The 23,725-nt window shown below is 70.9% G+C and carries 15 protein-coding genes; 3 read left to right on the top strand and 12 right to left on the bottom strand.

Features of this window, described 5'->3' with window-relative positions; translation table 11 throughout:
- Positions 1-6: 6 nt before the first annotated feature.
- Genes AC1UE5_RS12840 through AC1UE5_RS12830 form a run of 3 tightly spaced genes read right to left on the bottom strand, consistent with a single transcriptional unit; the run spans position 7 to position 3,933 of the window.
- Positions 7-2,082 carry an MMPL family transporter gene (locus tag AC1UE5_RS12840; RefSeq protein ID WP_482923886.1) on the bottom strand — a complete coding sequence of 692 codons (2,076 nt, stop codon included), beginning with the start codon at positions 2,080-2,082 and terminating at the stop codon, positions 7-9.
- 58 nt (positions 2,083-2,140) lie between these two features.
- The gene (locus AC1UE5_RS12835) at positions 2,141-2,824 is read right to left on the bottom strand and encodes a response regulator (RefSeq protein WP_482923883.1); all 684 of its coding nucleotides are present in this window, start codon (positions 2,822-2,824) and stop codon (positions 2,141-2,143) included.
- The gene (locus AC1UE5_RS12830; RefSeq protein ID WP_482923880.1) at positions 2,821-3,933 is read right to left on the bottom strand and encodes a sensor histidine kinase; all 1,113 of its coding nucleotides are present in this window, start codon (positions 3,931-3,933) and stop codon (positions 2,821-2,823) included. The genes AC1UE5_RS12835 and AC1UE5_RS12830 overlap by 4 nt, the downstream gene beginning before the upstream one ends.
- 276 nt (positions 3,934-4,209) lie before the next feature.
- Here AC1UE5_RS12830 and pyk point away from each other — a divergent pair, with 276 nt between their 5' ends.
- Positions 4,210-5,622, top strand: coding sequence for a pyruvate kinase (pyk, locus tag AC1UE5_RS12825; RefSeq protein WP_482923877.1), 1,413 nt, complete (start codon positions 4,210-4,212; stop codon positions 5,620-5,622).
- A 2,184-nt stretch (positions 5,623-7,806) separates the two neighbouring features.
- Here the strand turns inward: pyk and AC1UE5_RS12820 are convergent.
- The 6 genes from AC1UE5_RS12820 to AC1UE5_RS12795 are packed head-to-tail and all read right to left on the bottom strand — an operon-like array spanning position 7,807 to position 16,207.
- Positions 7,807-9,288, bottom strand: coding sequence for an MlaD family protein (locus tag AC1UE5_RS12820; RefSeq protein WP_482923875.1), 1,482 nt, complete (start codon positions 9,286-9,288; stop codon positions 7,807-7,809).
- A complete protein-coding gene (locus AC1UE5_RS12815; protein ID WP_482923873.1) occupies positions 9,285-10,634 on the bottom strand; it encodes an MlaD family protein in 1,350 nt (449 codons plus the stop codon). The genes AC1UE5_RS12820 and AC1UE5_RS12815 overlap by 4 nt, the downstream gene beginning before the upstream one ends.
- Positions 10,631-12,124: an MlaD family protein gene (locus AC1UE5_RS12810; RefSeq protein WP_482923871.1), complete on the bottom strand. Its 1,494-nt coding sequence runs from the start codon at positions 12,122-12,124 to the stop codon at positions 10,631-10,633. Before AC1UE5_RS12810 ends, AC1UE5_RS12815 begins: the two co-directional genes overlap by 4 nt.
- Complete coding sequence (locus tag AC1UE5_RS12805) at positions 12,121-13,548, bottom strand: MlaD family protein (RefSeq protein WP_482923869.1); 1,428 nt, start codon at positions 13,546-13,548, stop codon at positions 12,121-12,123. Before AC1UE5_RS12805 ends, AC1UE5_RS12810 begins: the two co-directional genes overlap by 4 nt.
- Complete coding sequence (locus tag AC1UE5_RS12800) at positions 13,545-14,924, bottom strand: MlaD family protein (RefSeq protein ID WP_482923867.1); 1,380 nt, start codon at positions 14,922-14,924, stop codon at positions 13,545-13,547. The genes AC1UE5_RS12805 and AC1UE5_RS12800 overlap by 4 nt, the downstream gene beginning before the upstream one ends.
- Positions 14,921-16,207 (bottom strand): MlaD family protein, encoded by a 1,287-nt coding sequence (locus AC1UE5_RS12795; RefSeq protein ID WP_482924245.1) that lies wholly within the window; start codon positions 16,205-16,207, stop codon positions 14,921-14,923. Before AC1UE5_RS12795 ends, AC1UE5_RS12800 begins: the two co-directional genes overlap by 4 nt.
- 269 nt (positions 16,208-16,476) lie before the next feature.
- On the opposite strand from AC1UE5_RS12795, the gene AC1UE5_RS12790 reads away from it, so the two are divergent.
- Together AC1UE5_RS12790 and AC1UE5_RS12785 are read left to right on the top strand one after the other, a co-directional pair.
- On the top strand, positions 16,477-17,160 hold the full coding sequence (locus tag AC1UE5_RS12790; protein WP_482923865.1) for a TetR/AcrR family transcriptional regulator: 684 nt from the start codon (positions 16,477-16,479) through the stop codon (positions 17,158-17,160).
- 108 nt (positions 17,161-17,268) lie between these two features.
- Positions 17,269-17,970 carry a hypothetical protein gene (locus tag AC1UE5_RS12785; protein WP_482923863.1) on the top strand — a complete coding sequence of 234 codons (702 nt, stop codon included), beginning with the start codon at positions 17,269-17,271 and terminating at the stop codon, positions 17,968-17,970.
- Between the two features lie 240 nt (positions 17,971-18,210).
- On the opposite strand, the gene AC1UE5_RS12780 is transcribed toward AC1UE5_RS12785, so the two are convergent.
- From AC1UE5_RS12780 to AC1UE5_RS12770, 3 genes are all read right to left on the bottom strand, one after another.
- Positions 18,211-18,486, bottom strand: coding sequence for a helix-turn-helix domain-containing protein (locus AC1UE5_RS12780; RefSeq protein WP_482923860.1), 276 nt, complete (start codon positions 18,484-18,486; stop codon positions 18,211-18,213).
- A 134-nt stretch (positions 18,487-18,620) separates the two neighbouring features.
- Positions 18,621-21,524, bottom strand: coding sequence for a carbon-nitrogen hydrolase family protein (locus tag AC1UE5_RS12775; protein ID WP_482923857.1), 2,904 nt, complete (start codon positions 21,522-21,524; stop codon positions 18,621-18,623).
- Positions 21,525-21,559: 35 nt separating this feature from the next.
- Positions 21,560-23,647 (bottom strand): hypothetical protein, encoded by a 2,088-nt coding sequence (locus tag AC1UE5_RS12770; RefSeq protein WP_482923855.1) that lies wholly within the window; start codon positions 23,645-23,647, stop codon positions 21,560-21,562.
- Between the last annotated feature and the right edge of the window lie 78 nt (positions 23,648-23,725).

Raw genomic sequence — 23,725 nt, 5'->3', positions numbered from 1 at the left:
CGATCGTCATGAGACGCGTTCGAACGCGACGCGCGGGAGCAGGCGGTCGAGCCACGCGGGGATCCACCAGTTCGCCTTGCCGACGAGCTGCATGAACGCGGGCACGAGCACCATCCGCACGATCGTCGCGTCGACGAGGATCGCGGTCGCCATCCCGATCCCCAGGAGCCGGAGGAAGACCTCGTCGGCGACGGCGAAGGACAGGAAGACCGCGATCATGATCGCCGCGGCCGCGGTGATCACGCGCGCCGTCCGCGCGAGGCCGTCGGTCACCGCCCGCGCGGTGTCGCCGTGCTGGAGCACCTCCTCGCGGATGCGGCTGAGCAGGAAGACCTCGTAGTCCATGCTCAGGCCGAAGAGGATCGCGAACATCATCACCGGGATGAACGGCGCGACCGGTGTCGGCTCGTCGATCCCGATGAGGCCGCCGAGGAACCCGCCGTCCGCCGCCACCGTCATGACGCCGTAGGCCGCGCCGACGCTCAGCAGGTTCATGACCGCCGCCTTCAGCGCGATCAGCGGCGAGCGGAACGCGACGAGCAGGAGCAGGAACGACAGCCCGACGACGCCGGCGACGAACAGCGGCAGGCGCTCGGCGATGAGCGTCGACTGATCGACCACCGACGCTGTGGTCCCGCCGATGAGCACGCCGTCCGGAAGCGCGGACCGCAGGCGCTTGACGAGATCCGACGTCTCCTCCGCCTGCGGCGACGACTTCGGCACGACCGTCAGCACCGCGGTCTGCCCGTCCGGCCCGACCGCCGGCTCACCCGCGAAGGCCACGTCGGCGTCGCCGCGCGCGACGTCGGCCGACGCCGCCACCGCGTCCTTCTCGCCGACGAGCAGCAGCGGCCCGCTGGCGCCCGGCCCGAACCCGCGCGCGAGCAGGTCGTAGCTCTGGCGCGCCTGCGTCTCGGTGCTCTGGTTGCTGGCGTCGGGGAACCCGAGCCGCAGCCCGAGCGCGGGGAACGACAGCGCGAGCACGATCAGCGTCCCGGCGCCGACGGCGACCCACGGGTGGCGCTGCACCGAGCGGCTCCACCGCGCGGCGAGCTTGGGGTGCTCGGTCGCGCTCTCCTTCACCGTGTCGTGCAGCCCCGGGATGTGGAGCTTGTCCACGCGCGTGCCGAGCATCTTCAGCAGCGCGGGGAGCAGCGTCACCGCGGCGGCCATCACGACGAGCACGGCGAGCGACGACGCGAGCGCGACGCCCTCCAGGTACGAGATCCCCATGAAGAACAAGCCGTTGACCGCGATCAGCACGGTGGTGCCCGCGATGAGCACGCTGCGGCCCGCGGTGGTCTGCGCCTCGAGGATCGCCGCGTCGACGTCGCCGCTGCGCCCGAGCGCGGCGCGGAACCGCGTGAGCACGAGCAGCGCGTAGTCGATCCCGACGCCGATGCCGATCAGCGAGCTGACGGCCGGCGCCCACTCCGGGACGTCGATGACGAGGCAGAGGAGGCCGGTGAGCGTCGCCGAGATGCCGAGCCCGAAGAGCGCGACGAGGATCGGCAGACCGGCGGCGACCACGGAGCCGAACGCGATCAGCAGGATGACCAGCGCCGCGAGCAGCGAGACGACCTCGGGCGAGCCGCCGCCCTCGGCCTCCTCCACCGGCCCGCCGGCGACCGCGACCTGCACGCCGTCGCCGCGCGCGTCCTCGGCCAGCGCGATCAGCTTCTCGCCGGTCTCGACCGGCACCTCCCAGCCGCGCTCGTCGAGCGCGAGGTCGACCGTCGCGACCGTGCCGTCCTGCGACACGCGCGGCGGGTCGGGCTCCCCAATGCCCTCGAGCTTCGTCGCCTCGGCGATCAGCGGGTCGATCCGTCGCTGGACCTCGGGCGACTGCGCGCCCTGATCGGCCGCCCACGTGACGGAGACGGCGTCGCCGGAGCGGCCGGGGAAGCGCTCAGCCAGCAGGTCGGCCGCCTTCTCGGACTCCGAGCCGGGCGTGCCGTAGTCGGCCTGGAACTCCCCGGCGATGCCGGGGACGATCGCGCCGATGGCGACGAGCGCGAGGACCCACGCCAGGACGACGCGGCGTGGACGGCGGGAGACGAGACGGGCGAGCGTGACGAGCATGCCGGGGATCGTCCGCGGGCGGGCGCCGCAGGTCGTCGGGCGCAGAGCGGCTTCGCGCCTACGCGCCGTGACGTACGCGGCCGGGCGCAACGAGCCCCGACTCGTACGCGAAGACCACCAGCTGCGCGCGATCGCGGCAGCCGAGCTTGAGCATCGCGCGGCTCACGTGCGTGCGTGCGGTCGCGGGCGAGATGACCAGCTGGTCGGCGATCTCGTGGTTGGAGAGGCCGTGGCCGGCGAGCGTGACGATCTCGCGCTCGCGCTCGGTCAGCTCCTCGAGGCCCTCCGGCGGCAGCGACGGCGGCGCGGCGGCGGCGAACGCCTCGACGACGCGGCGAGTCACGCTCGGGGAGAGGAGCGAGTCGCCCGCCGCGACCACGCGGACGGCGCGCAGCAGCTCGGTCGGCTCGGCGTCCTTGAGGAGGAACCCGGACGCGCCCGCGCGCAGGGCCTGGAAGACGTACTCGTCGAGCTCGAACGTCGTGAGCACCACGACCTTCACGTCGCGCAGCTCGGGGTCCTGCACGATGCGCTCGGTCGCGACGAGCCCGTCGAGGATCGGCATGCGGATGTCCATCAGCACGACGTCGGGGCCGTGGCGGCGCGCGGCGTCGATCGCCTGCGCGCCGTCGGCGGCCTCGGCGACGACCTCCATGTCGGGTTGCGCGTCGATCAGCGCGCGCAGGCCGCCGCGGATCAGCGCCTGGTCGTCGGCGAGCAGGACCTTCGTCGGCGTGCTCACGTGCGCACCGCCTGCCGGACGGCGCGGCCGTTGAGCGGCAGCCGCGCGCGGACGCGGAAGCCGCCGCCGAGCAGGTCCGGCGTCGTCTCGACCGCGCCTCCCACCGCCGCCGCGCGCTCGCGCATCCCGAGCAGGCCGCTGCCCTCCACCGCACGCTCGCCGGCGCCGCGCCCGTCGTCGCGCACCTCGATGCGGACCTCGCCGTCCTCGGTCGTCACCGTCACGGTCGCGCGCGCGCCGACGCCGGCGTGGCGAACGACGTTCGTCAGCGCCTCCTGCACGATGCGGTAGCCCGCGACGCCGACCACCTCCGGAACCGCCGGGGCCTCCACACGCGCGTCGACCGCGAGACCCGCCTCGCGCATGCGCGCCACGAGCGGCTCGATCGCGTCGAGCGTCGGGGTCGGCGCGCGCTCGGCCCGCTCCCCGCGCAGCACGCCGAGCATCGCGCTCAGCTCGCTGAGGGACTGGCGGCTCACCTCGCGGATCGTCTTGAGCGCGGCGCGCGCCTGCTCGGGGTCGTCGGCGAGCAGGTGCTCGGCGACGCCGGCCTGGAGCGAGATCGTCGCGAGCGAGTGGCCCACGACGTCGTGGACGTCGCGCGCGATGCGCAGCCGCTCCTCGGCGATCGCCTGCGCCTGCTGCGCGACGACGCGACCCTGGCGTTGGCGGTGCGCCTCGCCGAGCAGCGCCGCGCCCGCGATCCACGCCGGGAAGACGATCAGCATGTGCGCCTCGAACATCCCGGCCGCGACGGCCGTGAGCGCCCAGACGACGATCCCCGCGGTGGTGAGCGCGACGGCGCGGCGCAGCGGGTGGGCGAGGACGAGCACGATCGTGCCGCCGATCGCGCACAGGTAGATCGGCCCGCCGGGGTAGCTGAGCCCGATCCACGCGGTGAGCGCGCCGTACGTGACGAGGAAGACCGCGACCGGCGAGACCGTGCGGAGGGTGAACGCCATCCCCGCGAGGACGATGAGGACCCAGCCGGGCGTCCCGAACCCGCCCTCCTCCTTCGCGACGACCGGCTCGACGACGGCCAGGAAGATCGTGAGCGCGAGGGCGAAGACGGCGTCGGCCAGGAGCGGCTGGGCGCGGCGGGGCGGCACGACCGGATCGTGGCGGGCGCTGGGTGGCCGCGCAAGGTCCCGGCGGCGGCTTCGCGCGTACGTCAGCGGGCGTACGCGCTCGTACGAACGTCCATCCGGCTCGGGCCGGCTCAAGAACTGCGCGGCGCGTCCGATCACTGGAGCAGCTTGGCTCTCTTTCTCCTGGAGCTTCAGGCGACCGCTGCAAGTGCGCCCCGGCGGACCGAACAGGTCCTCCGGGGCGCAGTTGCTTAAGCGTTCACGCCGGGTTCCGCGGCGACGGGGTACCTTCGACTGGTGCGGCGCACCAAGATCGTGGCGACCATCGGCCCTGCCTCCCGGGACCGCGAGGTCCTCGTCGAGCTGATCAAGGCCGGCATGGACGTCGCCCGCCTGAACTTCAGCCACGGCACGCATGAGCAGCACGCCGAGACCGCCGAGTGGATCCGCGAGGCCGCGGGCCGCGCGGGCCGCCCCGTCGCGATCCTCCAGGACCTGCCCGGGCCGAAGCTGCGGATCGGGCAGCTCGCCGACGGGCGGGCGGAGCTGAAGCCCGGCGACGTGGTGACGTTCCAGTGCGGGCCGGACGGCGACCACATCGGCAACGCGCACAACATGTCGATCTCCTGGGCCGGGCTGGCGGAGACCGTCGACGAGGGCGAGGTGCTCTACCTCGCCGACGGCACCGTGCGGCTGCGGACGCAGGCGGTGCGCGCGGGCGAGGGGGAGATCGACGCGCGGGTGGAGATCGGCGGCTCCGTCGCGTCGCGCCAGGGCGTGAACCTGCCGGGCGAGACCGCCGCGCTGCCCGCGGTGCCGGAGGAGGACTTCGAGCACCTGCAGGCCGGCGTGAAGATGGGCGTCGACATGGTCGCGGTGTCGTTCGTGCGGCGGCCGGAGGACATCACGGTGCTGCGCGAGCACACGCGCGCGCCGCTCATCGCGAAGTTCGAGAAGCCGCAGGCGCTGGAGCGCGCGCACGAGATCCTCAAGGTGAGCGACTGCATCATGGTCGCGCGCGGGGATCTCGGGATCGAGCTGCCGATCGAGGAGGTGCCGGTCGCCCAGAAACGGCTGCTGGCGCTGGCCGGCGAGTACGCGCGCCCCGCGATCACCGCGACGCAGATGCTCGAGTCGATGGTGACCTCCTCGCGCCCCACCCGCGCGGAGGTCGCCGACGTCGCGAACGCGATCCTCGACGGCACCGACGCGGTGATGCTCTCCCAGGAGACCGCCGTCGGCGCCCACCCCGTCGGCGCCGTGTCGATGATGGCCGCCGTCGCCCGCCAGACCGAGAAGATCATGCCGACGGAGCGGTGGATCGAGACCCGCGTCCGCCGCGACGAGCGCGACCCCGGCTACACCGTCGCCTACAACGCCTGCCGCGCGGCCCGCGAGCTCGGCCTGGCGGCGCTGGTCGTCCCGACCTTGAGCGGCCGGTCCGCCCGGCTCGTGAGCGCCCACCGCCCCGACGTCCCGATCTACGTGTTGAGTCCGGGTCGCGAGACCGTCCGCCGCTGCCAGCTCATGTGGGGCGTCAAGGCGAGCTCGATGCGCCGCCACGAGGTCACGGAGACCCTGATCGCCGAGTCCGCCCGCCGCGTCCTCGAGCTCGGCTGGTGCAAGCCCGGCGACCGCGTCGGGATCACCGCGGGCCTCCCCTCCGGCCGCCCCGGCACGACCTCGCTCTTCCAGATCCAGCAGCTGTAGCTCGCGGAGACTCGGGCGCCAGGCTGGTCGTGGTGTGGCCCGGCGACGCGCGAGTGGTCGTGCGGACACGGGTCAGCGCGCGCCTGCCCGCCGCGTCCGCGCGGGTCGCGTGGCGGCGCCACCCTCACGGTCACGAACGCGGCTGGACAAGCCTCGTGGCCGCGGTGATGTGATCCGGTGAAGCGCCGCCGTCGCGCAGCACGGCAACGTCGCGGCCACCCTCGCCGCCGCTCGCTCACGCCCTGTCGCTAGGCCGGATGTCGGCGTGGCCGTTCTCGGGCTCTTCGGAACCGCGTGACGACTGGACACTTAGACGTGTACAACTATGTGGAGGTTTAGCGCCCGAACCACTACTCAATGCGCTCCGCTATTGACATAGGTTTCCTTACTTAATGAGATCTACCCACGGTTTGCATTGTGCTGATCGTGTCATGCGTTCGCTGCATGACAACTCCATCGAAGGGAGCCACATGTCAGTCGTTCGACGAAGCCTCATCGCGCTCGCAGCGGCGGTGCTTTGCTTCGCAGCCATTCCTTCGGTCTCGCACGCTGGGGGCCAGATGAGGTACTGGGGCCCGGACTGGCTCGGTACGGGTGGAGTGTTCGCTCCCGGTCAGCTGCTGAGCGTCAACGTGAGTGGCCCCTGGTACGGCTGGGACGACGCCCAGACGTGTGTCGCGGCCTGGGACACGGCGTCCGGCACCTGGGCAGGATCGGTGGTTTGCGGAGCCGGCGGTGCGGCCCACCAGTACAACCCGGCGTACATCCGTGCGCCTTGGGCTGGTACCGGCGCGGGGTCGTACTACCCCTCGACGTACATGATCGCCGACTCGTTCTTCGCGTGACCGGAGGTACCCACATCATGTCCTCGTTCAGGCGCATCACCACCGTCGCACTCGCTCTCGCCGCAACGTCGGCGGTCGCCGTCACCGCCAGCAGCAGCGCAGACTCGGCGAGCGTGCCGGGCGGCCCTGCGTCCGCGTCCGCGGAGCAGCTCAGCGCATTCCCGGTCCTCAGGGAGCCGGCTCCCGAGACGACATCAGCTTGGGCGAGGAGGTTCTCAAGCGTCCCCGTGATCGCGGACCGATACGCACCGAACCCAGATCTCGCGAGGCCGATTGCCTCCCCGACGGGCGACGGCTCGACGTGGCATCTGATCCCCGGCCGGGACAGCGTGTGCCTCATCACCGAGGAGTCTGGAGCGTGCCAGTCACTGGCCGGGGCCAAGGCCGGCTCTCTCACGCTCGAGCTGATCGAGCCCAACCAGAAGTCGCGCACCTCGCCGCTCCCCGCCCCGGGGCACACCGTGAGGTCAAAGGTGTATGGCGTTGCGCCCGCTGGGGTTGAGGTCGTGACGGCCACAACGCGCTCAGGCGCGAAGGTTCGGGCGAATGTGTCCGACGGCGTCTACGCGATCGCCGGCACCAACCTGGCGTCGCTCAGCCTGAGCGCGTCCGGGGAGGCAGCAACCTCACGGTCGGCAGGCGCGCCGATCCCTCTGTTCGCGGGGCGCTAAGGCAGTTCGCTTGAGCTGTGGGCCGGCCATCTGGGCCGGCCCACAGTCGAGCCAAGCGCTCACTCATCTGGGCACGAACCCCGGATCCGATCGCCTTCGTCCGGCGCTCTTGCGTGGAAGGCATGCCGCGGCGCGGTCGCACCGCGGCCGCGGGCGAGCGACGAGACTGGGACGTCTTGCACGGCCGCAGAACCGGGGTTCCCGCGTTACCACGGGTTCCGTGAGCGCATCGGGCTCGGAACTGCGGCACGCTCCCGCGCCCGATCGCATCTGCTCGTTTCTGCGCGGTGCCGTCGCGTCCCGCCGGTCGCACGGGCAGCCCGGTGAAGCTGAAGTCATACCGGTCGCGTCGCGCGGTCGCCTCCCGCGACCTTCGCGTCGGTCGCGCAGCCGCCCGGCGTTATATGCCTCGGAGCCGCAGCGACGAAACAGCAGGTGCCGACTGTGACCCTCGCATGGGCTTCCAGAGAGCGGGCTGCCTGCGGCCACTGCGCGACGCGTGGGCTCCCGCCGGCCTGATCCCGCTCGCGCGGTTAAGACCCTGCAAGCCTACCTCACATGTGGTTGCGTTCTCGCGTGAGCCGGTGAGCGCACTGACGAGCGGATGGCGTGCCACGGATGTCCACCTCTGCCGCCCGCCGAGGACAGGGAGGCACCGTCAGTTCGGTCTACTTGTCCGCGCGGAGATGCGGGAAGATCGTGCCGAAGCCGGGGTAGGGTCCCTGCTCCTTGCACGCGGGGCGCGCGACGTCGCGGCCGGTGGTGCGGAAGGCGTTCGACGTGAGGAGCGGCGTGAGTGTCTCGGGGATGGCAGTCGCCGGCGGCGCCGGCGTGCTGTTCGTGCACGGGGCCGTGGAGAGCGACGTGAGGCCGGAGGAGAGCTGGTCGAGCTGACCGGGTGCGGGATAAGCGTTCTGGCGCGACGACCCGAAGGGGCGCGACTGGTAGGCCAGAGCCTCGGGCGAAAGCACCTGGGACGCGCGAAGGTAGTGGACCGGGCCTTGCACGTTGCCGGCGTACACGTTGGGAAGGTTGTAGGCCTGCGACGCGCCGACCGCGTTGCCGAGGAATGCGGTGAGCTCGCGCCGGTGCTGGCCGATGTAGCCGAGCATCGGGTTGAGGTTGCGCAGGAACGGATGGAAGCGGTCGAGCAGCGGTGGGAAGTCGGCCAGGACCTGGTTGAACGCCGGCAGGCCCTGCGCCGACGCGTCGACCGTCGGGCCGAGCTTCGTGAAGAAGCCCTCGAACTCCGGCGCGAGGTCCTCGACCGCCTTGAACGTCGGCTCGAACTCGGCGGCGACGGGCTGGAGCTGCTTGACCACCGGCTCCGCGCGCTCGCCAAACGCCGTCAGGAGCGGCAGCGTCTTTGAGCTCTCGCGCTCGAACCGGGGCAGCTGGCGGAACAGCTGCTGCAGCTCGCGGTTGCGATCGGATGTGACGGAGAACAGCCGCTCGGTCTCGGTGATGAGCCCAGCGAGGTCGCCCTCGCGCTGGGAGATCGCGTCGAACACGTCACCCGTCGCCGCGACGACCTTGCGCACCGCCGCGTCCTGCGCGTCAAGCGTCCGCGTCAGGTCGGTGGTCTCCTCGACCCAGCCTGGAAGCTGCCCGAACGCCTGGTTGACGTCCGCGCCGCGCCCGTCGAGCGCGCGCGCCGAGGCCTGCATCCAGTCCTGGAAGCTCTTGCGCGTGGACGCGTCGAACGTCCGCAGCACTTCGTCGAGCTCGACCGTTGACGAGACCGCGGTGGTCGCCAGCTCGCCGCCCTCGGTGAGCTTGCGCCCGTTGCGATCGCCGGGGGTCAGTTCCACGAACGTCTCGCCCAGCAGCGACTTGAGCCGCAGGATCGCTCTGCTGTCCGCGGGCAACGGCGCATACTGCTCGTCCAGCTCCAGCGTGGCTCTCGTCCGGTTGCGGACGCCGGGTTCGATCTCGACGACCTTGCCGACCGAGACGCCGGAGATGCGCACGTCGGACTGCTCGGCGAGCTGCGTCGCCTCGGGGAAGAGGACGTTGACGCGGTAGCCGTCGGGCTTGAACGGCACACCGCCGCCGAACGCCATCCACAGGTAGAGCAGCGCACCGAAGCTCGACAGCGCGAAGATGATCATCGTCGCCAGGCGCGCGGCAGTGGGGACGGTCTTGATCACTTCGACGCTCCCTGAGACCCGCACATCTCGGCGTGGCTCGGCGCGGACAACAGCTGGATCAACGCCTGGAGCTGAGGGTTACGACCGGAGTTCGCCTGCGACTCCAGCAGCTTGAGCGGGCCGCACGACATCAGGAGCATCGTGCGACGCAGAGCGCCGACGCCGTCCTGCGACGCCATCATCGAGTTCGTGTTGTGGTTCGCCCAGGGCAGGTAGAAGAGGTAGCCCTCGTTGCCCTTGCCTTCGCCGGGCGGGTCGTACGCGAGGGTGTCGAAGAAGCGGTTGAAGAACGTGGTGAACTCCGTCAGCTCCGGGGTCGCGCGCGCCGTCGCCTCGGCCGCCGGGCGGACCTTCGCGACCTCGTCCTGCACCTCGCGGGCGAACGGCCGTAGGTCGTCCTCCAGCACCGGCGCGGTCTCCTCAAGGAACGGCCGCACCTGGCGGAGCGTCGGCGCAAGCGCCTTCGCGGTCGGCTCCAGGTCGTCGAGTGCGGTGTTGAGCGTCGCGCCGAGCTTGGCGACCTTGCCGAGCGCCTCGTCGGTCGCCTCTAGCGCCGGCGGGAAGCGCTCCAGCGTCGCCTCCAGGTTCGCGTTCTGCGCGGCGAAGTGGCGGAACACGTCGCTCGACGCGTTGACGAACTGCCCGAGCTGCCGGTCACGCTCGCCCAGCTCGACCGAGAGCTTGGAGAGGTTGCCCATCAGCCGCTCGAGCTTGCCGCGCCGCTGGGCGACGAGCTTGGACGCCTTCGCCGCGTGGCGCGAGAGCGGCTCGAAGCGGCGGAACGTCGACGCCAGCTCGCGCCCGTTGCCGTCGCCGAGCGCCTGCGCGCCGTCGTCGACGAGCAGCGTCAGGTAGTCGCGGGTATCGCCGTCGAGCGACGCCAGGATCTCGTCGAGGTTCACGTCCGGATCGGTCGACGCGGACGAAAGCCGTGCGCCCTCCTTCAGCTCCGGCCCGCTCGCTTTGGTGCCGGGGTCGAGCTCGACGATCATGTCCTTGAGGCCGGTCTTCGGCCGCAGGAGCATGGTCGCGTCGGGGTACACGCGGGCGAACTTCGGCTTGATCCGCAGCGTCGCGACCGCGACCCCGTTCTCCAGGTGCACACCGCCGATCTCGCCGACGTGGACGCCGGACACCGTCACCTGCTGGCCCTGGCCGGGGAGCACGCCGGACACGTTCTGGAACTCGGCCTCGAGGTCGAAGAACTCCTCGCCGACGACGGGGAACCACTCGGGCCACGTGAGCCGCTGGTGCACGACGATGTAGCCGCCGACGATCACCGCGACGATCACGACCGCGATGACCCACAGCAGGTCCGAGAGCTGCTTTCGGATACCGCGGATCATCCGCCGCCCTCGCCGTCCTCGATCGGCGGCGCGGGAGCGCGCGGCGCGGAGCCGTCAGCGCCGCCACGAGAGGCAGGCCCGTTCACGTCCGGCACGCCGCTCTTGTGGCACGGGACCGAGGCGTTCATCGGCGGTTCCTTGGCCGGCCACGCCGGCCGCGTGTCGAGCGGCTTCAGCCCAGCGTTGGTGAAGAACGGCTCGTTCGACCATGCCACGTTGCCCGTGATCAGCTTGTTCGCGCCGCTGCCCGCGGCAAGCCGCAGGAACGGGCCGTTGCCATCGAAGCCCTGACCCTCCGACGCCTGGCCGACCATCGCGTACCAGAACTCCTTGTAGTTCTCGACGCCCGCGGACGTCGACCCGTCGTCGACCTTGACGTTGCCGGTCGGCAGGATCGTGTCGGTGACGCAGCGGTTGAAGAGGTCGATCTTCGGCAGGAACTCGCGGCTGGCCTGCGCGAGCGCGGCGAGGTCCTTCGTAGCCGGGACGAGATCGTCGAGGAGCCCGCCGAGCTCGGCCTCGCTCAGCAGCGGCTTGGCCTGCTCGAGCCAGGGCCCGGCCGCCTCGATCGTCGCCGGCAGCTCCTCCATCGCGGGCGTCAGCTCGCGCGCGAAGCGCCGCGTCGCGGGGAGCGCCTCGTCGAGCTCGTCGAGCCCCTGGCGAATCTTCTTCGAGGCGGGGCCGAGGAGCTTGACCGTCTGCTCCAGCTCGGCGCTCTTGTTCGCGAACGACGTCATCGTCGTGTCGAAGTTCGTGACGAGATCACGCAGGTCGCCCTCGTGGTCGGCGAGCGCCTTCGTCGCCCGCGCGAACCCGCGGATCGTCCGCGAGAGGTCGTGCGGCTGCGGGCCCTGGAGCGCCTCGAAGACGATCGCCGTGTCGCGCAGCGCCTGCGGGCTCGTCTTCAGTGTCCGGTTGAGCGCCTCACCGCCGGTGAGCCCACGCACCGCAGGATCCTGCTCGGCGTCCTCCTCGGGCGTCGGCTTCGATCCGAGCGCCTCGCCGAAGCCCTGCACGGCCTCCTGGAGGTCGCCGCGCACGCCCGAGTCGAGCGCCGACAGCACCTGGTCGAGCTGCACCGGCGCCGACGTCTGCGCGACCGGGATCATCGCGCCGTCGTCGAGCTCGGCGCCGCGCGCGGAGCCCGGCTCCAGCTCGATGAAGAAGTTGCCCTCGAGGAACAGGCGCGGCCGCACCTTCATGCGCGCGTCCCTGTGCACCGGCCGTCCGCCGTCCTCCAGCTCCATCGTCACGAGCGCCATGTCGGTGTCGCGGTAGCGCTCGACCTTCGTGACCTTGCCGACGTCGACGCCCGCGATCCGGACCGGCGACCGCTTCTGGACCATGTTGGCGTCCTCGAAGACCGCCTGGATCTCGTACGGGTTGCCGACCGGGATCGACTTCGTGAAGCCCAGGTAGACGCCGATGGAGATCAGCACCAGCGCGATCACGCCGGCCTTCACCGGGTTCATGCCGCGCTGACGCCTCACTCGCCGTCCTCCCAGGTCTTCTCGCTGAAGGTGCCCTGGTTGCCGGGCTGGTTGCCGATGACCTGCTTGTCCGCGAGGTACTTCTCGTTGCCCGCCTCGCATTCGGGATCCTGACCGGGCGCCGCCGTGTTCGGATACGGATTGGAGTGGAGGAACGAGTCATCGTTCATCGGGGGCTCGCCGTCGGGCCCGTTGGCGGGGGAGGCCGCGGGACCCGACTCGCTCCCGGCCTGCTGCGGCGGGAAGATCGGCATCGCGGTCAGCTGCGAGCCGATGACATCGTGCTCCGACAGGGCACTCCCGACGTTGCGCAGCAGCAGCGACACGTAGTTGCACGTCGTCTGGGCCGGCGTCACGAACGCGAGCGTGGGCTCGAGGGTGGTCAGCGTCCCGGTCAGCCGCTCCAGCGCGGGGCTCACCCGACCGTCGGCGGCGAACCGCTCGAGCGCGTCGAACGTGTCGATGAGCCGCTTGTTGAGCGCCGGCGCCTTGCGCAGCGCGGGCTCGCCGGCCTTGAACGCGCGCGCCGTGGCCGGCGACGACTCCGCCAGCGAGCGGAAGCCGGGGCGGAACGCCGCGAACAGCTCCGTGCTCTCCTCCACGAAGCTCGCCTGCGCGGGCAGCTCCTCCGTCGCGACGTCGAGCGCGCGCGGGCCGCCCGCGATCGTCGCCTTGAGGTCCTCGGAGACGTCGCTCAGCGCCTTGAAGGTCGTGTTGAGGTGGCCGAACATCGGCCCCTGGGTCTCCGCGACCGGCGCCACCTCGGTGGCGGACTGCTCGAACGCGGGGAAGAGGTCGTCGAACTCCGTCCGTGGGTCGTTGAGGTTCTTCAGCGCCGGCTCGGCGTGGTCGACGAGCGGCTTCAGGCCCCGGAAGGTGTCGTTCAGGTCCCGCCCGCGTCCGGCGAAGATGTTGCCGAACTCACCGAGGTTGTCCTGCGAGCCTGCGCGGGTCGGCTCGTCCCACATCCCGAAGAACTCGTCGAACTCGACCGGCACGTCGCTCGCGCGCTGGAGCGGGATCGTCTCGTGGTCGGCGAACGTCTCGGACGAGCGCCCGCGCGTGACCTCGACGTACTTGAGCCCGAGCGGCGAGCGCGGCCGGACGCGCAGCGTCGTGTCCCGCGGCAGCTCGCCGATCGAGCGCTCGAGCTTGAGCGTGAGGATCGCGCCCGTGCCGCCGTTCTCGCGCACGAGCGGCTCGATCTTCGAGACCGCGCCGATGCGCGCACCGCCCATCCGCACCTCGTTGCCCTTGATGAGGCCGGACGCGTTGCGCATGTGCGCCTCGAGCGTGTAGCTGGGGACGAACGGCAGCCCGCTGTTCGCGTTGTACGCGAGGAAGACCGCGACGACCGTGATGAGCGTCGTCGCGGCGCCGATCAGGATCGGGTTGGCGGCGATCGAGCCGGTGTTGCGCCTCATCGCGTGCCTCCCGGCAGCGCGCCGAGGTGCTCGGCGTCCTGACCCAGCAGGTAGTCGGCGAGGCTGGCGCGCGCGGCCGTGGCCGCCGGTTCCTGGACCTTACCCTCTAGTGCGGACTGGGTCTCGCCCGTCTGGTCGAACGTGGACTGGCAGCCCCCAACGCTCGTAGAAGTGCGATCGATGCACGCCCCCGCCTGCAGCCCCGCCCTGATGTAGTGCCCGAGCGCATCCCGGCCGTTGGTAGCGCCGGTGTAGTTGTAGAGGAGCCGCAGCAGATGCTCGACCGCATCCGTGTCGTTCAGGCTCTTCGACAGCCGCCCCAGGTCGATCGCCGCGGGCCGCAGCGGCTTGGCCAGCGCGTTGAGGTCGTCAAGCAGCCCATCGAGCTTCGGGAACGTCTGGCGGCCCTTCGTCGCCGTCTCGCCGAACGTCTTCAGCGCCGGCGTCGCCGCCTCCGCCAGCGGCCCGAGCCGCTGCGTGGTCTCGTTGATCGTGTCGGCCTTCGCGCCGAGCGTCGCGATCGCCGGCCCCATCTGGTCGGCCAGCGCCCCGAACCGCTCCGCGGCCGGCTTCAGCTCGGCGAGGAAGGCCGGCAGCTTCTCGAAGTTCTGCTCCAGCGCGGCGCCCTCCTCAGCGGTCGCGCGCGCCGTCTCGCCCGCGTGCTGGATGAAGCCACCGAGGTCCTCCCGGCGCTCGGCCAGCGGCGCCAGCGCCTCGTCGGACGCGTCGACCAGCCGCCCGAGGATCTCGTTCTGGTCTGCGAGCGTCTTGACGAGCTCGTCGGCCTCCTGGAGCGCCGGGCTCGCGCGCTTGATCGCCGCGTTCAGCTCCTGGCCGTTGCCCGCGAGGCCCGCGCCGAGCTCGTTGATGATGATGCGGAACCGCTCGCGCTGGGGCAGCCGCATGATGTTGTTGAGCAGGTCGACGTTCACCGGCGTCGTCGTCCGCGAGACCGGCAGCAGGTGCTGGCCCTCGCCGCGCTGCCCCTCCGGGATCCGCTCCAGGTCCGGCGCCGGCTCGACGCCCTCGCCGCGCTCCTGCGTCGGCTCGCACTCGACGAACTGCTCGCCGATCAGCGACTGCAGCGCGATGCGACACCGCGCGTCCTGCTTGAACGACTGGAACGCCGGGTCCTCGATCCGCAGGACGACCGCCGCCTTGTTCTCCTCGGTGACGTCGAGCTCGACGATCTCGCCGACCTTGACACCGGAGACCTTCACGTCCTCGCCGGCGACCAGGAAGCTCGCGTTGTCGAAGACCGCGCGGACGAGGTAGCCGTCGCCGCCCACACCGGAGCCCGAGCCGCCCGCGCCCAGCGCGAAGCCGACGACCGCGATCGCTGCCACGATGCCGAGCGCCCCGACGAGCCGCCTCACCGGGTGCCCCCGATCGTCTGTTTGGGGTCGCAGTCGACGTTGGCCTGATCGCCGCTGTCGACGAACGGCGCGGAGCCGTCGGCCGGCAGCCGCGTCCCGGTGCCCGGGCAGCGCCGCAGGTTGCCCGTGCTCAGGCCCTCGCCGGTGTTGCGCTCCGCCGGCGGCTTGGGCTCGAGCCGCCCGCCGTCGGCGTCCTCGACGAAGCGGAAGGCGTCGAAGACCGCGACCGACCGCGCGTAGTGGCCGTTCGCGTCGTAGGGCGCCATCGCGCCGCCGAACGAGCGGATCCACGCCATCAGGTCCGGCGTGTACGGGCGGATGAACTGGAAGATCGGGGCGGAGTCGGTCAGCGCCTTCTCCGACGACGGGAACGCCGACTTCGCCTGCTTGGCGATCGTCGGCAGATCCTGCAGCGCGTCGAGCGCGTCGTCCGCCTTGCCCGGGCCGTCGACGATCTGCCGCAGGCCGCCGAACACCGGCACCGACTCCTCCAGCACCGGCCGCAGGTCCTGCAGGAAGGGCGTCAGGTCCTTCGTGCCCTTGCCGGTCGCGTCGACGAGCCGCGTGAGGTCGGGGAGCGCCTGGCGCAGCTCGACCATCGCGTCGCTGCCCTCGCGCAGCGCCGGCGGCAGCTCGTTGAGCGCCGTCCTCAGCGACTCCGTGTCGGACGACAGCGCCCGCTGCGTCTGCCGCGCCGCGCCGACCGCGCTCGTCAGATCCTCGCCGCGCTCCGCGATCGCCCCCAGGGCGTCGCCGGCCTCGACGATGAAGTCCTGGAAGACCTGGTCGTCGCGGGTGATCTCCGCGCTGACTTTCCGCATCTGCTCCAGCGCCGGGCCGAAGTACTGCGCCGACCGGTTCGCGGCCTCCTCGCGGCCCTTGTACCAGTCGCCCGAGCCGGAGATCAGCTCCTGCAGGCCCTTCCGCGTGTCGGGATCGAGCGTGTTGATGAGCTGGTCGACCTCGACGATCGAGCGGTTGCGGTCGGCGCGCAGCGTGGAACCGTCCTCCAGCTCGGGTCGGAAGTCCGGCGCGGGGGAGAGGTCGATGTAGCGGCTGGCGACGCCGACGAGGCCCTGCCAGCGGATCGTCGCGGTCGTGCCCTCGTGGAGCGGCGCCCGGTCGTCGTCGATGGTGACCAGGATCTCGGCCTGGTTGTCGTCGGTGAGGCGAACGGTCTTCACCTCGCCCGCGGGCGCGCCGCCGATGCGTACGATGTCGCCCGGCACGAGCTGACCGGCCGAGTTGAAGAGGATCCGGTACTCGTGACCGCCGTTGCCCAGGACGACGACGGTCAGTGCGACGACGGCCGCGCCGAGCGCCAGCAGCGCCGCCCAGCGCAGGGGCGGTCGCGAACGGCGCGACGACGCGGCGGCACGCGGGCTGGCGGGGCGTGTGGAGGCTGACGACAGGAGCAGACCCTTCTCTCCGGAGACACCGGGGGCGCGGTGCCGGAGACGGCAACATATACGGGACTGTTTTCGGGGGCAACCGGAATTGTGTTCAGTTTGTGTTGACCGTCGGACACTCGTGCGTTTATCGTCGCGTCCACGTGACGACCTCAGGAGCGTTCGAGTTCGATGGCCCGAAGCCCAAGCTGCCCTCCGGGCGGCACGGGCTCTCGCGCGGCTTCGTGCAGAGCAACCAGCGTGCGCGGATCCTCAACGCGACGATCGACGCGGCGGCCGAGCTCGGCTACGCCAGCGCCAACGTGGAGGACATCGTGCGGCGCGCCGGCGTCTCCCGGCGCACGTTCTACGAGATCTTCGACAACAAGCACGACGCGTTCCTCGCGGCGTACGACGCGGCGGCGAAGGGGCTGTTCGCCGCCGTGCAGGAGGCCATGGGCCGCGAGGAGGAGTTCGAGCCGCGGATCGTCGCGGGCTTCGCGGCCTTCATCGGCCACCTCGCCGCGCTCCCCGGGCCGGCACGGGTGTGCATCGTCGAGGCGTTGGCCGCGGGGCCGGCGGCGGCCGCGCGCCGGACCGAGGTGATGAACGGGTTCGCCCGCGTCATCGACGAGAGCGCGCAGTCGCTCCCCCACTACGAGCTGCTGCCGACGCTGACCGCCGAGGCGATCGTGGGCGGCGCGTACGATGCCGTCTTCCGCCATCTGCGCAGCGAGCGGGAGCTGGCGTCGTTGCTCCCCGACCTCGTGGAGGTGGCCCTCCTGCCGTACGTCGGCGTGGAGGTCGCCAAGCGCGAGGGCGAGCGGTTGCGAACTGAACACACGTAAGTCCGCAACTTCGCGCCAAGAGCGGGGTTCGTGTACACGCACGTTTGCAACGGAGCCGCGTTCCCACTACCGTAGGCGCGCGTCTCATCGAAGAGGAGAGGGTTGTACATGCGAAAGGTCCTGGCCGCGACAGCGGGCATCGCGACGGCTGCTGCGCTGGCGGTCCCGGCGATCGCGCAGACGCCGACGACGACGATGTCCGGCAAGGCCACCGTCACGCCGAACAAGGCCGGCACGAAGAAGAAGCCGCAGGCTGTGAAGCTGAAGGTCAACGTCAAGTGGGACACCCCCGGTGACGTCGAGAAGCCCGTCATCGAGCGGGGCGTCGTCCTCTTCCCGAAGGGTTCGCTCTACAACGGCGGCAAGCACCCGAAGTGCAGCGAGGCCGTGCTCTCGCGCGGCGGCCCGGACGACTGCCCGAAGGACTCGATCATGGGCTCCGGCTCCGGTACCGCGTTCGCGGACACGGACATCACCCGCCCGAAGATCACCGTGGTCAACGGCGGCGCGAACATGGTCTACCTCTACACCGTGCTGCAGAACCCCGCGCGCGTCCAGGCGCCGGTCCCGGGCAAGATCACGAAGATGAGCGGCAAGTGGGCCTACAAGCTCGAGCTCACCGTGCCGCGCAACCTGCAGATCGTCGCTGGCGTGCCGATCGCGCTCCGCGACCTGACGATCACCGCCGGCAAGGGCGACTGGCTCGCCACGACGAGCTGCCCGTCGTCCAAGAAGTGGGAGTACGAGGTCGAGACCTTCCTCTCGACCGGCGGCTCCTCCAAGTTCGCGAGCTCGGTGGCCTGCAAGTAGGCATCTGAGCCGCACCACCCGTCAGCGCGGTCCCCTCCCCCTGATCCGCGCCTGACACGCAGCACCCCACGGCCAAGGGCGCCGGCGGAAGTATCCGCCGGCGCCCTTCGTCGTTCTGCGGTGGCGGGAGCTCCGGCAGCGCCCGCACGAGCAGATCGTGGCGGAGTAACGCGCCGTCGCGCCGACCGAGAGGTCACTGGGTGTGTCCCCCGCTGCTGCTCGGACCGGCTGCCGCCGCGATCAGCCGTCAGCTGCGGGCATGCCGATGGCCTCGTCGGCGTCTAGCTCGAGCGTGTCGAACAGGTCACGCGTCGGGACGCCCAGGCGGACGGCGAGCCTGAAGAGGTTCGTCGCCGACACGTTCTTCTCGCCGCGCTCGACGTACGTCATGTGCATGCCCATCCGAAGCCCGAGCCTTCTCTGGCTGAGGCCGCGCTCGACACGCAGCTGCCGGACCTGCTGACCCAGCGCGACATGGTTGGACGAGATCTTCTGCGCGCCGTTCGCGGGGCGCAACGATTGCTGACGCCTACTCCGAGGTTGACAGTCGCTGAGTAGCGGCCGCAGATGATCCTCAACGGCGAAGGGCCCGCTCGAGCGGGCCCTTCGTGTCGTTCGTTACTCCACGGCACGCGGGCCGCGCGGCCCATTCACCGCCGGAAGGTGAGCGTGGTGGTGGTCTTCTGGGACTTCTTCGAGCCGCTCGGCGTGAAGGTCACCGTGACCTTCCGGCTGACCTTGCCGTTGCGGCGAACCGCCGCCCGCGTCTCGTCGGTCGGACTCGCCATGATCCGCGCGACAGAGGATCGCTTCACGGTCCGCGACGCGGACTCGATGCCGTCGCCGCTGACCGTGACCTTGCCCGCCTTCAGGCCGCTGAGGGTCAGCTCGTAGCTGCTCCCCTTAGCCGTGCGCTTGGCCACCTTGAACCCGCACGGGAGCTCCATGCGGACGTTGGACCGCACGCGCTTGCCGCTCTGGCCGTCGAATGTGACGCCGGTGACCTGCCGCTTCTGGCAGATGTCGGTGTTCGCCACGATCACGCCGTTCTTGCCGCCCGTGATCGACAGATCGAACCGGCTGATCGGCGCGTCGGGGATCATGTCGAACGTCGTGACCAGGTGGTCGTCGTCGACGTCCGACTGCGCGTACAGGTCGAGCGGCACCTCACCCTTCAGGGCGAGCCACAGCTTCGGGTACGTGCGCCGGATGTTCCCGCTGGCCGTCCGCCTCGTGTTCTCCACGAAGTAGATCGGACCGGTGAGCGGCTCGTTCAGGGCCGGCGTGACCGCCGACGCGCGACCGATGATCGAACCTGCCGGGCACGCCCGAGCGGCCGCCTGCTCCGGCTTGCACAGCGCCTGCGCGTTGTCCGGATCCAGGGCGAGGCTGAGCGGCAGCTTCACCGCGACCTTCTTGAGGCCAGACTCCCCGCGACCCTGCGTGAGCGTGGCACGGATGCCCGGATGCTTGCCGTCCGTCGTCTCCTTCTTGCCCTCGAGCGTGAGGGCGAGACTCGGCTTCAGCGGAAGGCCTGCGCAGCCTTGCGCCTGGTAAGGCACTGCCGGGCTCGCCACGGCACCGCCCGTGCTGGTGATCCGCGCCCCGATCTGCATCGGCGTGCAGTTCGTGGCGTTGAACGTGAAGCCGGGCCGGTCCATCGTGATGTTGATGGTCCGAAGCCGCAGCGGCACGCCCTCGAGGATGGTCGGCAGCGGATCCGACGGCACAGCGAGCTTCGCGTTCGCGGCGTCGACGAAGATCGGCGCCCTCACGACGACCATGCCGAGGTCGTACGGGCCCGCGAGCGCGTGGACCGCGACCGACAGGCTGAACGGCGCCCCCTTGTACGGGCCACCCAGGAACACCTTGCCCTGGAGCGGGAACGGCATGGAGCCCGGGCCCGCCTCGACGGTGGTCGTGCCGATCCGACTGGCCTCACCGCAGGTGCCCGCGGCCGCCTGGGCCTCAGGACACTGCGGGATCCCGCGGATGCTGCCGAGCAGGCCGTTCGGCATGTCGAGCGCGAGCCCCGCGATGTCCTGGTGGCCGTCGGGCCGCCGGATGGTCATCGTGAAGGGGCTGAAGGCGCCGGCGAGCGGGTTCACGGTGCCGGCCTCGAACGTCGGCGCGAAGCCGCCGTTGCAGCCGGTGATGTTGAAGCCGCTTGTGCTCGTCGCCGTCTGACCGCCCCACGACACGAGTTCAGACTGGACGGTCTGCGCACCACAGGTCCGCGGGTTCGCGAGCGGGGCACGCGGCCCACCCTTGAACACGAGATCGAGCTCGCTGAACGGCAGTTGCGGCGTGTTGTCGAACACGGCCGTGATCTGGCCGGTCGTCTTGTTGGTGTTGATCGTGCCTGGGAGCTTGATCACCACGCCCGGGCCGCGCGCGATGAGCGCGATCCGGAACAGGTTCCCGGGCTCCGGCGAACGGACGACGATGTCACCCTCGAGGGGCTCCTCGAGGACCGGGGTCGTGACCTTGACCTCGCCGATCTTGGAAGCCAGCGAGCAGGACGGATCGGCCTCGCTGTTGAGCGCGAGCTGCCCGTCCGTGCACGCCTCGAGGCCGTTCGCCGAACCCGGAGAGATCGAGACGCCCTCAGGCAGCGTCACGGTCGTCTTGCGCAGCTGCGGCGTCGCGAGACCGTTGATGCTCTCCTCCTGCGGGATCTCGAGCTTCACGCGGTAGCCGGACGGAGCGTCGGCCTGCGACGTCTCCGGCGTGAACGACATGTCACCGTCGAACTTCAGCTTGTCGCATCCGGTTCGCGCAGGGCTCTCCGCCGTCCGCTCGATCCACTTGTCCGGCTGCTGCCAGGTGCGGACGCGCATCGTCGTGACGAGCGGCCCCTCGCAGTTCGCCGGCGCCGCCATGAACGGCCTCAGCGGCGCTGTGCTCGGCTCCTGGTTGTTGCGTTCCGGGGTGTGCACCGGATCGGCCGGGACGCCCCAGAGGGTGAGCGTCGCACCGAACACCGTCGTCGCCTGGTTGACGTTGGTGATGGTGGCTCGCAGCCGGTAGTCCTCGCGGAGGCTGATGCGGATGTGCACCGGCACGCCGAACACGGCCGTGGCGAACGCCGCGAGCTCGTTCTCACGGGGCTCGATGTTGAACACCGGCAGATCGAACGTGGGTGCCGGCGGCGCGTTGAACTGCAGCTTCATGTAGCCGACCTGCGACGACACCGGGCAGACACCGAAGTGCGATCCGTAGTCCGCGGGCGTGCAGGCCGGGACCGCCTGAGGATTGCCATAGAGCCCCGCAGGCAGGTCGAAGACCGCCTCGCGGAGCTGTTCCGAGGGCAGCAGCGCCCCGAGCGGGTTCGTGACGGTGCTGAAGTCGAAGTCCGTCGTGAACTCCGAGTGCGCTCCCGCCTGCGTGACGGGGTTCCCCGCAGGATCGTGGAACGTGGTCGAGAACTGGTCGATCGCCAGGTCCGCGCGCGCGGGCGTCGCGCCGATCAGGCACACGACGGTGACGAGCAGGGCGACCGCGGCCGCCGCGGCGAGGCGGAGCGCCCTTCCGCTCCGGGTGTCGGCGATCACCGATGCCATCCTTGTGTTCGGGAAGCTCGCGGTGATCACTTCGTCACCGCCTTCAGGGTCAGGGACTTGGTCTGCGCCTCGTCGACGCCTTCGACCTGAACGCTCAGCCGTGCGCTGAGCTGGCCGACCCGGCGCAGCTCACGCCGACCGAACGACGACAGCCTCAGCGACACGTTCGCCTTCACGTTCCGCGTCGTGCGGATCGTGCGCTTCGCCGAGCCGAGCGTCCGCGTCCGGCCGCGCACACGGCCGGTGAGCTTGACCGAGACCTCGCCGCCGCCCCAGATCGTGACCGGCACGTTGATCACCCGGCCCCGCGCGAGCTGGGTTGCGATGGTCGAGCCCTTCAGCGTCGCGAGCTTGAACCTCCGTTCCCCGGAGTCCGTGTCCTCGTCAGCGTCCGGGACGATGTTCCCCGGCCCGAACGAGAGCGCGCTCCCAGGCTGCGGAAGCGACGGCGCTGCGGTCGCCGGGTTCTGGCACCCCTCACCCGCGCATGTCGGCGGAGGCGGAGGCGGCGTGTAGGGGAACCCGCCACCGCGCCGCACGTCGTACAGGTCCAGGAGGCCGCCGTCCGTGTCGTTCGGCACCATGGCCTCGCGCGTCATGACGAAGACGTCGCGACCGTCGTCGCTGTTCTCCCCCATGTAGCTGTCGTAGTCGCTGCGTCCGGACGTCAACAGAGACACGTCGCCGGTCTCGCCGTCGAACTCGTAGACGTCCGTTGCGGGCGTGAGGTCCTCGGGGACGAGGCGATCCGCGGTGGCGAAGAACACGTCGCCATCGGTGGTGAGGTTCCGCGGCGTCGTGACGTCCTGTCCGAGCGCGGACCCGGGCGGCTGCGCGTCGAGGTTGGCGTCGCCCTGCGAGGGCGACCCGTCAGCGCGGCACGAGACGCAGTCGAGGGACTTCGTAACCGCGTCGTAGCGATAGAACGCGCGGTGGCCGTTCGGGTCTGCGCCGTTGAGCGCGGTCACCGAGGACAGCAGCGCATAGCGGCCGTCCCGAGTGGACCGGACGAACCGGTCGCCGCCGTCGACGGTGGCGATGAACTCAACCTCATCGCCTGTGATCACGTACGCGTTGTTCGCGCTGTCCGTCGCGCCGTCCGCGAGGATCCCATCCGCCATGACGTAGAGGCGCGAGCCGTCGTCCGACGCGATCGCACGGGTGATCCGCGACCCCTGCGGGTTGCCCGGATCCGGCGGATCGGTCTCAGGCGTCAGGAACTTCAGGTCGCCGGTGTCGACGTTGATGCGGTAGATGCCGCCACCGACGGTGGCATCGTCCGTGAGCTGCTCGAAGCTCCGGAACCACGCCGTGCGGCCGTCGCGCGTCGCCGCGATGAACGTCCCGGGCCAGACGGTGTCGTCCGCGCCCGCCGCCTTGGAGACCGAGAGCGGCCTCGTCTCCGTGCCGTTGATGCGGACGTACAGCGCTCCGCCGGTGACCCCGCCCGTACCCTGGACCCAGAAGATGCGGGAGCCGTCGTCGGACACGGCGTGAGCGCCCCCGTAGGGGAGCGACACGGTGGCGTTGGGCTCCAGCGTCGACCGGGCGCCGGGGTCCGTCGCAACTGAGGACGACCCGTTGATCGGCGTGCCGTCGGGAAGGATCGAGACCGGGGTGAGCGTGTCGCCGACGCGCTGGTAGACCGCGGTGGCGTTCATGCCCGGGAGGAGCGCCCTGTTCCGGACCTCGAACACGTTGAGCGACAGATCCGCGGTCCCACCCGACCAGAGCGACTGCCCGCCGGTATCCGGGAGCGTGCTGTGGCTCAGGAACGTCGTTACGCCGGTCGCTGCATCGACGAGGTAGGTGTCTGGGACGATGTCGAGGTCGTCGAGGCTGAACCGGACTGGCGTGTTCGCGACCCACTTCGAGAAGTCCGCCGACCAAGCAGCCGGGAAGGTCGGCGTTGGGCTCGACGTGTGCGAAGCCTGGACGCTCTTCGGGTTCGCCTCCGACCTCAGCCACCCGTTCGCCGTGCGCCGGGCGACGACCCAGTTGGTGAACGAGATGCCTGTCGTCTCGCCGTCCCGCGACATGGTCCCGAACGCGACGGTCTCCCCGTCGCTCGCGAGGCGCGAGACGCGGACGGTGTCGCCGAGGTTCTTCTCCACCGGCGAGACCAGTTCGTAGCCGCGGCCCTGCGCGCTGGCCCCGGCCGGCGCTACGGCAAAGGCGACCGTGCCCAGCGC

It is taken from the genome of Parviterribacter multiflagellatus (assembly GCF_056863265.1).
The sequence above is the reverse complement of the archived record's forward strand: the minus strand, read 5'-3'. Positions and strand labels throughout refer to the sequence as shown.

What these genes read in the sequence shown, in the direction of transcription:
- AC1UE5_RS12840 (WP_482923886.1), bottom strand. Translation starts at nt 2,082, where the DNA reads ATGCTCGTCACGCTCGCCCGTCTCGTCTCCCGCCGTCCACGCCGCGTC.
- AC1UE5_RS12815 (WP_482923873.1), bottom strand. Translation starts at nt 10,634, where the DNA reads ATGATCCGCGGTATCCGAAAGCAGCTCTCGGACCTGCTGTGGGTCATC.
- AC1UE5_RS12805 (WP_482923869.1), bottom strand. Translation starts at nt 13,548, where the DNA reads ATGAGGCGCAACACCGGCTCGATCGCCGCCAACCCGATCCTGATCGGC.
- AC1UE5_RS12785 (WP_482923863.1), top strand. Translation starts at nt 17,269, where the DNA reads ATGCGAAAGGTCCTGGCCGCGACAGCGGGCATCGCGACGGCTGCTGCG.